Here is a 12,918-nt window from a genome sequence, read left to right on the forward strand (position 1 = left end):
TTAGCGCGTTATGTTTTATGTTAAGGTAATATTCTGTTTAACATCATTTTTAGCCAGTTGCAGGGGAGTAATCAACACTTTTTTAAGGCGGTGGCTGGTGACTTCCAACGGTTCAAAAATCCAATTTTCAATTTTGATACGTTCACCTACCACAGGCATTCGTTGTAGATACTCCATTAATAATCCGGCAATCGTCTCATATTCACGTTTTTCATCAAGCGTAATTGGCACATACAGGATCAGATCCTCTAAAGGCATAAAGCCATTAGCAACCCAACGGCTATCCTCTAATTGTTGAATATCATGACGAGAATCCACCTCTGCTTCGCTGATTGGCATATTACCGGCAATAGTTTCCATAATATCCGTCAGCGTAACAATTCCCTCGACAGAGCCAAATTCATCAACAATAAAGGCAAAATGGGTATGAGCTTTACGAAACTGCTCTAATGCCTGAAGTAGTGATAAGCCTTCAGGGAAAATTAGTGGCTGGGTAATTAAGGCATGTAGGTTAAGTTTTTGCTTTTTTAATTGTTGATTTAATATGTCGATAACGTGTATAACCCCGACTGGTTCATCGCTTATCGATTCATCCGTAACAACAAGACGGGTATGTGGTGTTTTTTCTAGCAATGAAAGTAGCTTATCCGCAGGCTTGTTGATATCAATGTATTCAACGTCATGGCGCGAAGTCATAATACTACTAACATTACGTTGAGCGAATCCTAATAAACGAACAATCATTTGTCGTTCTTGTGGATCAAAAATACCATTATTATCAGCGATTAAATCAGAGGTGCGATGATCTAATTCAGCGCGTTCATGTTGACCATCTAAAACCCGCAATACTGCTTCAGCGGTTCTTTCCCGCAGTGATTTGGTGCCTTTTAAAAAACGGCGTCGATTAAATAATGCAAATTGGTTAAGTGATTCGATCATAATAGAGAAACCAATAGCAGCGTATAAGTAGCCTTTCGGTATCAAATAACCAAATCCTTCAGCAACTAAGCTAAAACCGATCATCAGTAAGAAACTGAGACAGAGAATAACAATAGTTGGATGAGTATTCACGAACAGGGTTAATGGTCTACTAGCGATAATCATTAAGATCATAGCAATAGTGACTGCAGCAATCATAATGCCAATATGTTCAACCATACCTACGGCAGTGATTACCGAATCAAGTGAAAAAATAGCATCTAATATAATAATTTGCGCGACAACAGCCCAAAATTTAGCCGTTTTTCGTTGCTTGCCAGATCGTTCATCTTTACCTTCTAATCGTTCATTAAGCTCCATAGTGGCTTTAAAAAGCAGAAACAGCCCGCCACCAAGCATCAGAATATCCCGCGCACTAAATGGGTGACCCCAAATATTAATGATAGGATTGGTTAGTGAAACGAGTAAAGTGAGACTAAACAATAAGATGATGCGCATAAAAAGTGCGCAGGTTAAACCAGTTATTCTTGCTTTATTACGTAATTTAGCCGGTAATTTATCAGCTAAGATAGCGATAAAGACTAAATTATCAATGCCAAGCACGATTTCGAGTACGATAAGAGTAAGAAGCCCCGCCCACATCGTAGGATCAGCGATCCATTCCATAAAATTTATTTTACCTTCTAATATGACGGCTTATGCCGACCTCTAGAATAATGGGCACTTTGAACAAAAATTTCAATATAATAACGTTTTTTTAATCGTTTTTAGCCGAAATATCGTGTCCTTGAAGGTATGAAATCACTATCACCAAACTATAGAGTAAGTTAATATATCAATACGTAAAAATATATTTGCTCGTTAATTGTGGGTAATAAATTGTCAGACAGGAGTTTTTCATGTCAAAACAACAAATTGGTGTAGTTGGTATGGCTGTTATGGGACGTAATTTAGCGCTCAATATTGAAAGCCGAGGTTACTCTGTTTCGATTTTTAATCGTTCTAAAGAAAAAACCGATGAAGTGATCGCAGAAAATCCAGGTAGAAAATTAATCCCCTGTCATACAATTGAAGAATTTGTTGATTCATTAGAAAAACCACGTCGTATTTTATTAATGGTAAAAGCGGGTGAGGCGACAGATAAAACCATAGCTTCCTTAACACCCTATCTGGATAAAGGTGATATCCTAATCGATGGTGGTAATACTTATTTTCAGGATACTATTCGACGTAATCAAGAACTTTCAGCACAAGGGTTTAACTTTATTGGAACCGGCGTTTCTGGTGGTGAAGAAGGTGCATTAAAAGGGCCTTCTATCATGCCTGGTGGACAGAAACAGGCTTATGATTTAGTGGCGCCTATCTTGCAACAAATTGCAGCTAAGGCCGATGGTGAGCCCTGTGTCAGCTATATTGGTCCCGATGGTGCAGGTCATTATGTAAAAATGGTGCACAATGGTATCGAGTATGGTGATATGCAGCTTATTGCTGAAGTATATTCAATACTTAAAAACGCATTAAAATTAAATAATGAAGAATTAGCCGATATTTTTACTGAATGGAATAAAGGGGAATTAAGTAGTTATCTAATCGAAATTACGGCCGATATTTTTCGTAAAAAAGAAGACCAGACTGGTAATTATTTGATTGATGTCATATTGGATGAAGCCGCTAATAAAGGAACTGGAAAATGGACCAGTCAAAGTGCTTTAGACTTGGGAGTACCTGTTACGCTTATTACTGAATCAGTATTTGCGCGTTATCTCTCTTTTTTAAAAGAGCAGCGGGTGGCAGCAGCAAAAATCCTGACTGGGCCGGCTGTTAGTTCATTTAAAGGTGATAAGCAGGAATTTATTGAAAAAGTTCGTCGGGCACTTTATTTAGGTAAAATTGTTTCCTATGCACAGGGTTTTCAGCAATTAAAAGCAGCATCGGATGAATATCAATGGCAGCTAAATTATGGTGAAATTGCCAGGATTTTCCGAGCTGGTTGTATTATTCGGGCGCAATTTTTGCAAAAAATTACCGATGCCTATAGCCAAAACCCATCTTTAGCAAACTTAATGTTAGCGCCTTATTTTAAGAATATTACTGATGAATATCAGCAATCATTACGGGATATTGTCTGTTTTGGTATACAAAATGGTATTCCATTACCTACGCTTACAGCAGCAATTTCTTATTATGATAGTTATCGCTCTGCTTTTTTACCGGCAAATTTAATTCAGGCACAACGTGATTATTTTGGCGCTCATACTTATAAGCGGATTGATAAAGAGGGTATCTTTCATACTGAATGGATAGAGAAATAGGTCTAGCTGAACTGATATAAAATCATATTGGATGGTCTTTATCATTAACGATAAAGACCATCTTTCTTGGCTTTGGGTTAGCACAAATGGACATATTGATTTGCTGCTTTTTTTTTGACTTTAATTTTATATCTATTCAAAAATAAATAGATTTACACATTATATTGTAATATAAAATATATTATTTTTTATAAAGTAATTCTGATTTTCAAATAAATCTATTGTTTTTTAATAAAACAAATAAACTTATTTGTTATTTGATAAAATTAACCATAAATAATTATGATTAATTTGCTATATTATGAAAATCACTAAGACTAAAAGAAATAGTTTATCTTAGTGAATTAATGAATAAAGTTTATTGTGATTTTTGTAATACATATCACAGTCTTAACATATGAAAATAACTTATTCTTACAATAAAGAGATAAAAATTAAAAGAATAAATTGGATAATTTAATAAACTTATAAATTAATATTTATTATTAAGCTTGATGGTTAGGAAATTGAATGTTAATTATTTCTTTTTTTCTGACCTTAATTGCTGATACGGATGACCGATCTCTAGTTTCACCATCAAGTAGTCGCCTGGCTTTTCGTCAACCAGAGGTTTTTTTATACAATAAATTGAATTTAGTTAGATCTTCCCTACGCGGTTTTCCGTAACCCTCGCGCCTTTTTGACTATCTTACGGCGCATTTCCAGTAATACTTCTGCTCTGATACCCACCTGTACGCTGTTAAAAATCATCCGGCTCCCACATAATATGCATTGATACGGATCCACATTCGTAAAGTGTTTCATCAGCGACGCAAAGCCCGGTTTATGCGGTTTTTTCTTCACCTGCATACCCAGTGCCGCATAGACTTTCGGCAGCAAAATACCCCGTTTCCGGTTGGCCAGAAAGCCGTAATACCGCACCATCTTAAAATGCTGTGACGGGATATGGCTGATGTAGCGCAACAACATTGCTTCCTGGCTCAGATATTGGGTGCGGTGCTTTCCCGTCCGGTGATCATAGTAATGATGGACAACAGTGCCGCCGTTATAATGACGCAGTTTTGAGGCTGCAACCGGCGGGCGTTTCAGGTAACGGCCAAGATAATTGACATTTTGTCGGGCATGTTTGGTTTTTTTCGCAAAGTGAATTTTCCAGCGCCGCTGGTACTGTGATTCCAGAAACTGACACCATTCCCGGTAGTCGCGGATATGCACATAGCCGGCAGCAGGTAAATTCAGCCCGCCGTAATTCTCTCGAAGTAACGCGATGACAGCCCGGCGCCAGTACCGCTCTACTACTTTCTTTTTGAAGAAAACCGGTCGCCAGACGTCGTGTTTGCGGCATAATCCGCCGCGGGTCACCGATAAATGGATATGCGGGTGTTGGTTAAGCTGACGCCCGTAAGTATGCAGGGCGACAAACAACCCGATTTCGATATTGAGTTTTTCTGCCCATTTCAGCAGGGTTCGAGCGGCACAGGCAAACAACTGATTCAGTAATGGCCAGTTGTGATTAAATGCCGGCCAGAGTTTATCGGGCATAGTGAAAGTGATGTGCTGCCATTCGCAGTCTGGCAAAATGTGTTGCTGCTCGGCTATCCACTGTTCGGTGGCTTTCATCCCGCAGGCGCTGCAGCCTTTGCTTTTGCAGCTCTGACAGAAATATTTGGTGTGCGGGCAGTCAGGGGAGTCGCAGCAATAACGACGGATACCCATAGCACCGGTGCCACAGGCGAGCATCCGTTCGACGACCAGTTTAGTCCATTCGGGAACGGAAGAGCCGTATTTCATGAGTAACCGGTTCCAGCCGTCATCTATCTGGAAGAGAAGTTTTGCGGGTCGGGGAATATACATACACCGGATTATAACGGGAGGCGGTTACTAAGGACAGCCATTTACTTACAGCGTCTTAGCTCCCGACGCAGGCGGGCTACTGTCCATAAAAATAAATATAGTTACTAATCTATAAATTTATATAATAAGTAGTTGTATGATTTGTTAGCGTGATTTTTTAATTTATAAGTTATTAATTATTTTTTGTGTAGATATATTTCACCAATTGGATAATACAATATGGATAAATTGACCCCATTCAAACCTTTACCAACCATAATTGCTATTACAATCACTCTCATCATCTGGTTTATTATTCCTACTCCTGACGGTGTTGAGGTAAATGCTTGGCAATTATTTGCGCTTTTTATTGGGACTATAATAGCTATCATAGGTAAAGCCTTACCAATAGGTGCAATCTCCATTATTGCAATTGCATTAATTGCTATTACGGGGGTAACTAATCCTAATAATCCGACGGAAGCCATTAATGATGCATTGAGCGGTTTTTCAAATCAACTTATTTGGTTGATAGGTATTTCAATAATGATTTCTGTTAGTCTAAATAAGACCGGCTTAGGTGCCCGTATTGGTTATTATTTTATTTCTTTATTTGGCAAAAAGACCTTAGGCATCGCTTATTCATTGGCGATTGCAGAGACAATATTAGCACCAGTTACACCAAGTAATACTGCGCGGGGTGGTGGCATTATTCATCCTATAATGCGCTCAATTGCAAAGAGTTTCGGCTCTGATCCCGAATCAGGTAACTCACACAAAATTGGCCGTTATCTTTCATTGGTTAATTTTAATATCAATCCAATTACATCTGCGATGTTTATTACGGCAACTGCCCCTAATCCATTGATTGTTAGTTTGATTATGGAAAATACCACACCTCCATTTGAGATAAGTTGGGGAATGTGGGCAATAGCCGCTTTTATACCAGGTATTATTTCGTTATTGATTATGCCATTAATTATCTATTGGATTTATCCACCTGAAATTAAAGTAACACCCGATGCACCAAATTTCGCGAAACAAAAATTACACCAGTTAGGGCCTATTTCAGTAGCAGAAAAAATTACTTTAGCGGTATTTGCCATGCTTTTGCTGATGTGGGCTGGTGTGCCTGCGCTTATTTTTGGTAGCGCTTTTACTATTAACCCTACCGCTGCGGCATTTATCGGTCTTTCCGTTTTACTTTGTACCGGGGTATTAGCTTGGGATGATATTTTGAAAACCAAGGGGGCATGGGATACAATTACTTGGTTTGCTGCACTGGTCATGATGGCATCTTTTCTAAGTAAGCTTGGGTTGACTAATTGGTTTTCTCAAACAGTTGGAAACGCTATTGATCATCTGGGGATCGGCTGGATTGATGGCATGTTGTTACTTGTTTTAATATATGTCTATTCCCATTACTTTTTTGCCAGCACCACAGCCCATATTATGGCAATGTTTGCAGCATTTTTTACTGCTGGATTAGCATTGGGCGCGCCACCTATTTTGCTTGGTTTGATCCTGGCTTTCTCTTCATCATTAATGATGTCGTTAACCCATTATGCTACAGGTACTGCGCCGATTATTTTTGGTTCTGGTTATACAACCTTAGCTGAATGGTGGAAAATGGGTTTTATATTAAGTGTGGTTAATATTTTAATTTGGTTAGTCATTGGTGGTTTATGGTGGAAGTTATTGGGCTATTGGTAAGTTATAATTAACATATCTAAATTGCTGTACTATATCTGTAAGTTAAATAGGGTTTAACATTTAATAAATACAATCTTGCTGTAAAAGTACCACTAGAATCTTCTAGCTATTACATTCGCTTTATTTAAAAACAAGTGAGGAAATATGCAATTGCGTAGGTTAGGTTCAACTGGATTTGTTATCCCACCACTTGTTTTTGGTGGTAACGTATTTGGTTGGACTATCAATGAAAAAGAGAGTTTTACCATCTTAGATGCTCTCTATGATAACTGTTTAGTTGCAATTGATACGGCAGATGTTTATTCAAGTTGGGCAGCAGGTAATCGTGGAGGAGAATCTGAAACTATCATTGGAAATTGGCTAACTAAACATTCCATTGCCAGAGATAAATTAATTATTTTTACCAAAGTGGGCGCAGATTTAGGTTCGCCTGGTAAGCGTGGGCTTTCTGCTCGCTGGATTATAAACGCGGTTGAAGATTCATTACGGCGTTTACAAACAGATTACATTGATCTCTATTTTTCTCATTGGCCTGACATCAATACACCTTATGAAGAGACGTTAAACGCTTATCAGAAGCTTTTAACAACAGGCAAAATTCGTGCTATAGGCGCCTCAAATTTGGATGCGGGGCAATTGAAAACAGCGTTAGATGTGGCGAATAGTCAGAATTTACCGCGATACCAGGTATTACAACCGGAATATAATATTTACGATCGCGCCGCTTTTGATGATAAGTTGAAGAAACTCTGTATCAAAGAAAATATTGGGGTTGTTACTTACTATAGTTTGGCATCTGGTTTTTTAACCGGAAAATATCGTCGTCAAAGTGAATAGGGTTTTATAGTTTTGAGAGGTTGCCATCTAATATTGTTTTTGCACGGATTAATCATAATGATTAATCCGCTAAATGCTATCACGCTAGAATTTTCTTAAGGGATGAATTAACTCTGTCAAAATAGCTATCTTCATAAAAATCTGAGATAGAATTTTTTATGCTAACCTGTGAGGGTAAGGTTTTATTATCAACAATACTCTGCAATATATTAACGAAACCGGGTAGATCATTAACAGGAAATAATTTTCCATTAATATCGTTTTTAATGATATCCTCCGGCCCAGCTGGGCAATCTGAACTTATTGCATAAATACCATAGGATATGGCTTCAAGAAGAACCATGCCAAGGCCTTCAATGCTGGAAGTTAGTAGTAGGGCCGAAACTGTTTTTATATTATTGCGTATATAAAACCATGGATCTGGCTGCCAGCCATGCCAGTTAATTTTTTTTTCAATATTTAGTTTTTTAGCTAGCTGTTTTAATTGATTGATTTCGTGCTCTTCGCCACTACCGACAATATTGAGTTGCCAATCACCGCTGATATTTGCCAAGCTAGTAAATAGAAAAGCCAGTTGTTTTTGTCCCGCAAAAAATATTCGCCCTAAATAGAGAAAAACAGTTTTGTCCTTAGGTCGCGGGATAACAATGTCTTGTTTTTTTATTGGATTAAATAAGGTAAAAATATTATTTTCATCGACGCCGAGGGCAACTAATTGCCTCGCTATACCTGAGCTTATCGCGTAATAGTAATCTGCTTTTAAAAGATATTCTTTTTTATAACTTCCATTAATGGCAAAGTGTGGCCAGGAAATTAGTGGTATTTGTCTGCCTAAGATAAGTTTTCTACTGATATTTGAGTTATAACAGGCAATCGAATCCAAGGCGATAATTGCGTTAATTTTTTGCTCGCTAAGTAGTTGTCGTAGCTGCAAAGCATAATGAATACGTCGCAGCTTGCCGTTTTTAATATTGGAATATAATCGACTATATTTTATGTTATCTAACCAATCATCATTCGGTTGCGTTTGTTTAGCATTAAAAAAGACAAAACTGACAGTTATATCTGGTCGCCGCTGTTTTAATAACAAAATAAATTCACGACAAACGGTTTCCATACCACCAAAACCACTAATGTTGTAGCTGGTTATTAATATTTTGTTTGGCATCGTCTGCTAATCTCATCAAGTTCTTGGTTAAAATAATATCTGTCAATCTTATCTATTTTAAAGAAATACCATTTCATTAATAAAATAGTTTGAATGGTGGTTATGACGCGTTTATTTATCGAAATATTGCGGTTATTTCAGTGTAATATTTAAAAAATAATTGAACAATAACTTAATTTAAAAGTTGCAAAAAAATCATTGTTTTGTTAATTCACAAAATAGAGTACATATTGCAAATATATACTCTACTGCTCTTCTTATAAGCTAAAAACTTGAACCCGATTTTTTTAAAAATAATATTTCTTCAGGAGTAGAAACTCTATTAAGAATTCCATTTCTGTGTGGATAGCGGCCAAAATGATCAATAATTTCTTTATGCCGCATTTCAAATTCAAGTGTTATTTTATCATTTAATGCAGTAAAAAGAGGAACAGCTTGTTGATGTATGAAAGGTGATTCTGAATGCATAAATGGCATTAAAATGAATTTACGTTCTTTTATTGGTAAGTGTGTATAATCTGGTTGTTTAATTGCTTCTTGAGCTAACATAAGCGCCATATTATCTTGTGAAAAAGCTTTTGCTGTATCACGCCAAATATTACGAGAAAACTGATCAAGCACGATAATTTCAGCTAATCTCCCTTTTATTGAACAACGCCAATGAGCAAGTTCACCACGACTCGCTTTTTCAGTAGTAAGTTTAAATCTATCTCGGATGATAGCGTCAAATTGTGGTTTTTTTTCGAACCATTGTTTATTGGTAGATTCCTTAAACCAGAAATCTAAAACTTCTTGCCATTCATTATGCATTATATTTATCTCTTTAGGTTAGCAACTTTCCCGCTGTAAACCATCTATAATTCTGAATAGTAAAATGAAGATGAAAATATAATATAGCTACTTTATAAGAAAAATTCTGTTAAATGAAGCAAATTATTTTATAAATTTGCTTGATATGTGACGATAATGTAATCTTATGTCACTCCATTAGTATGAGCAAAATGAATAACGTTATTATTTTAAATTATATTGCGTTTAGAAAATGTTAATTTTTTTTAAATTCTAATTATTATTTTTAATATATCAAAAGTGACAGTTTTTGATAAATAATTTACTATTTTATTTTTTATTAAATATTCAATGGTGTCATTTCTATTTTAATTAAAATAAAACAATATTCTAGAAATAAAAAATAAGCCACTAAAAAGAAAGTGGCCTTATTGATATATTAAATTAATTATTTTTATTACTTAGGCATTCTTGCATAAATTCTTGCCGTTTACCTTGTTTAAATTTCATTTTTTTAGCTTTTTTACTACAATTTTTCATTCTCTCATTTTGCTGATTTTTTTATTACGAAGGCAGGATTGCATAAAGAATTTTCTTTTTTCACCCGTTAATGATTGTTCTTTAGCTTTAGAATTACAACTCCCCATTTTACGTTGTTGCTCTGACATATCTTTTTGTGACATTTTTTCGGCAGCTAAAACAGGATTTATTAATAACACACTGATTAATGTAATAAATAATATTTTCAATTTCATAGTAGAACTCCGAATTTACAAGATATCAATACAACAATAGCAGTAAATTATGATTTGTGGAGAAAATAGTCATCAAATAATTAGAATAGTATTCTCTATAAAATAATTTCTGCTATTTTAGTGAGCTAAACTATCTTGCTTCTTTTGTTGTATAAGCTGGAGTATTCGCTTATATAGTAGTTATGTATAGTGAATTTTGCTATTTAGGATTAGATTGGTTGAGCCAATCGTTTTTGAGTTCCTGGAGTTCTTGTTTTATTGATTCGGCTATATAGAGTGATTTTTCTTTCATTAGCACCTCGCATTCGAGCTCTAATTGTTCAATATTAGTATTTTCATTTATGTTGAGATAATTATCATAAAACTTATTAACTTCCTTTAGTGCTATAAATAAAGCATTGTCTTTAGGACTTTCAGTAACAAAAGAATCCCTGCAAAGAATTAATGCACTGCGCGCATTTGCTATTGCAAAAATCTTATCTTCTGGTAAATTTTCTGCTTTTAATTTATCTACTATGGAATAATATTCAGTATGATATTTAGTATGATTTTTATCAGCTGGAGGGGCAACCTTATTGTGAGCTAATTCATAGGCAAAATTATATAAACAACAATACCAAACTTGATTTATATCGTTGTCGGTTATGTTTTGCCGTTGTTGCTCATCTAATGATAATCGACATAAATGCGAGTTCAAAAATTGATGATTATTTTTAAATATATCTTCGGAAAGGCCAAAACTTTCCCAGTCAGTATCAGCATATTTTATGGCGACCATCCCAAATTTTATTTTTAATATTTGTAACTCTGCTATAAAATTTTCGTTGTTTTTTTCACTTGATTCCAAATGACTATCATGCAATTTTTTAATTTCATTAATTAATCCTATAATTTCATTGTTAAATTCTATTTTTTGTTTCAATAATATATTCGTAGAATCATTAATTTTTTTATCAAATTCTAATAATATATTATTGTAATTGTCGATATTATATTCTTTATAATTTAATTGCTCAGATGGAAATGCTGGAACAGAAGTTAATGGTGATATAGGCATATTAATTTTTCTCAAGAATATAAATTAACTAAATGGACAATTTTGCCGATTGCCAGATTATTCTTTTGAGTTTGTATTTTTATTTTTTAAAGATATTTGCTCAAGTGATGAGCAGATTATTTTTTTATCAGCGGCTTTAAGATTATGCAGCTGGATTTTATTTATATATGAACAGATCTGATTTTTTATTTGACCGTTGTTTTTTAATTCTTTCGCAATTAATTGTATGATGTCATCAGTTAATTTGCTGATTTTTAAACGGATAACTGCTAAATCATCATGTTGAACTATCGTTTCTGGCATAGCTAGCCAGTCTGCCTTATAGCGATATTGAATAGCTTTAGCGGCATTTATTTGGGATATTATAAAAGGCTTTATTGATTTTTTATCCAGGCCTAAAATTTCTGCTTTATTAATAGAGTTTAAAATAACTTTATTTTCTTGAGTACGATCTTCGACTAACAGGTGTTTTTCAAATTTATACTTAGCAACATATTTCATGTAAGAAAGACGTTGCTCAATAAGAGCTGCAATTTCTTGGTATTGATTAGCCGTAGCTGTAAATGAAATGAAAAAAAGCGTAGATAAAGAGTACTTCAATATAACTGCACAGGGTTTATGGCGCTTAAACTTATTAATCATAATACATCCGGATGCTATATTGTGAAAATAACTTAAATGTATCAATAAATTAAATAATATTCAACATTATTGAATATATAATTTAATTATTTATAAAGTCTTTTTTTCTTTCAATAGCACGTTCAAGTATTTCAAGATAATCAGGTGTTTCTGTTTCAAATGATGTTTTAATATTATCACACGCTATATTCACTATTTCTGGTTCAGCTGTTGCCGGATTTCCTGATTGAAAGGGAGGTTGAGGATCATATTGGGTAAGTAGTTGCATTACCTTTGCATCAGTTTCTGATTTTATAATTGATAATATGCGCAGTCCAAAATCAATACCAGCGGTTACGCCTCCACCCGAAATTCTATTTCTATCAATGGTAACCCGTTCGTTAGAAACAGTAGCACCTAATTTTGCTAAAAATTCATTGCAACTCCAATGTACTGAAGATCTATAGTTATCTAAAAGATTTACCGCGGCTAAAAACATACTACCATTACATACACTAGTAATATACTTAGCATTTTGGCCAACTTTGTGTATCCATTTTAACATTTTAGTATCGTTAAGTGCTGGAAAAGGATTATGTGAACCGGTAATGCATAAGATATCTACAGCATCTAATTCATCAAATGTTGTGGTAGGTCTGAGTGTTACACAATTAATTTCTGTCGAGATTGGTTGTTTATCATGCCAAACATATCCTATTGTAAATCCTTGATTTTGTAATAGCGTGGCAGGACCAATAATATCTAATGGTGTCATTCCTGGAAAAAGAACAAATGCAAAAACTAAATCTTTTTTTTCAGTAGTAATTTTTTCTTCTTTCATATTATGACCTATTTAATTTTATAATGAGAAAGTTAAATGCCAAGTTAATACTT

General features: G+C 34.8%; 11 protein-coding genes and 1 pseudogene. 3 read left to right on the top strand and 9 right to left on the bottom strand.

Translation table 11 applies throughout. The features are described 5' to 3' along the window. Positions 1 to 15: 15 nt before the first annotated feature. Entirely contained in the window at positions 16 to 1,605 is a 1,590-nt protein-coding gene (locus AACL31_RS03555; RefSeq protein WP_310512461.1) for a TerC family protein, read from the bottom strand. Positions 1,606 to 1,838: 233 nt separating this feature from the next. Between AACL31_RS03555 and gndA the strand changes: the two genes are divergently transcribed. Then, positions 1,839 to 3,251 (top strand): NADP-dependent phosphogluconate dehydrogenase, encoded by a 1,413-nt coding sequence (gndA, locus tag AACL31_RS03560; protein WP_310512460.1) that lies wholly within the window; start codon positions 1,839 to 1,841, stop codon positions 3,249 to 3,251. 648 nt (positions 3,252 to 3,899) lie between these two features. Here gndA and AACL31_RS03565 read toward each other — a convergent pair. Then, positions 3,900 to 5,105: an IS91 family transposase gene (locus AACL31_RS03565; RefSeq protein WP_310513469.1), complete on the bottom strand. Its 1,206-nt coding sequence runs from the start codon at positions 5,103 to 5,105 to the stop codon at positions 3,900 to 3,902. 219 nt (positions 5,106 to 5,324) lie between these two features. Here AACL31_RS03565 and AACL31_RS03570 point away from each other — a divergent pair, with 219 nt between their 5' ends. Next, complete coding sequence (locus AACL31_RS03570; RefSeq protein ID WP_310512776.1) at positions 5,325 to 6,797, top strand: DASS family sodium-coupled anion symporter; 1,473 nt, start codon at positions 5,325 to 5,327, stop codon at positions 6,795 to 6,797. A gap of 144 nt (positions 6,798 to 6,941) precedes the next feature. Next, positions 6,942 to 7,631, top strand: a pseudogene (locus AACL31_RS03575) (aldo/keto reductase); the annotation flags it as partial. A gap of 82 nt (positions 7,632 to 7,713) precedes the next feature. Here the strand turns inward: AACL31_RS03575 and AACL31_RS03580 are convergent. The 7 genes from AACL31_RS03580 to AACL31_RS03605 form a co-directional block, all read right to left on the bottom strand. Continuing rightward, entirely contained in the window at positions 7,714 to 8,802 is a 1,089-nt protein-coding gene (locus AACL31_RS03580) for a glycosyltransferase (protein ID WP_310512777.1), read from the bottom strand. Positions 8,803 to 9,066: 264 nt separating this feature from the next. After that, positions 9,067 to 9,612 (bottom strand): DUF924 family protein, encoded by a 546-nt coding sequence (locus tag AACL31_RS03585; RefSeq protein WP_310512778.1) that lies wholly within the window; start codon positions 9,610 to 9,612, stop codon positions 9,067 to 9,069. Positions 9,613 to 10,035: 423 nt separating this feature from the next. Then, complete coding sequence (locus tag AACL31_RS20895) at positions 10,036 to 10,131, bottom strand: PsiF family protein (protein WP_409013950.1); 96 nt, start codon at positions 10,129 to 10,131, stop codon at positions 10,036 to 10,038. Next, positions 10,128 to 10,346, bottom strand: coding sequence for a PsiF family protein (locus tag AACL31_RS03590; RefSeq protein WP_310512779.1), 219 nt, complete (start codon positions 10,344 to 10,346; stop codon positions 10,128 to 10,130). The genes AACL31_RS20895 and AACL31_RS03590 overlap by 4 nt, the downstream gene beginning before the upstream one ends. Before the next feature lie 199 nt (positions 10,347 to 10,545). Next, positions 10,546 to 11,403, bottom strand: a complete 858-nt coding sequence (locus AACL31_RS03595; protein WP_310512780.1) for a hypothetical protein — start codon at positions 11,401 to 11,403, stop codon at positions 10,546 to 10,548. A gap of 57 nt (positions 11,404 to 11,460) precedes the next feature. Next, the gene (locus AACL31_RS03600; protein WP_310512781.1) at positions 11,461 to 12,045 is read right to left on the bottom strand and encodes a chorismate mutase; all 585 of its coding nucleotides are present in this window, start codon (positions 12,043 to 12,045) and stop codon (positions 11,461 to 11,463) included. Positions 12,046 to 12,127: 82 nt separating this feature from the next. Continuing rightward, on the bottom strand, positions 12,128 to 12,865 hold the full coding sequence (locus AACL31_RS03605; RefSeq protein WP_310512782.1) for a DJ-1/PfpI family protein: 738 nt from the start codon (positions 12,863 to 12,865) through the stop codon (positions 12,128 to 12,130). Positions 12,866 to 12,918 lie beyond the last annotated feature (53 nt).

It is taken from the genome of Arsenophonus endosymbiont of Crataerina pallida (assembly GCF_964020125.1).
Classification (GTDB): Bacteria; Pseudomonadota; Gammaproteobacteria; order Enterobacterales; family Enterobacteriaceae; genus Arsenophonus; species Arsenophonus nilaparvatae.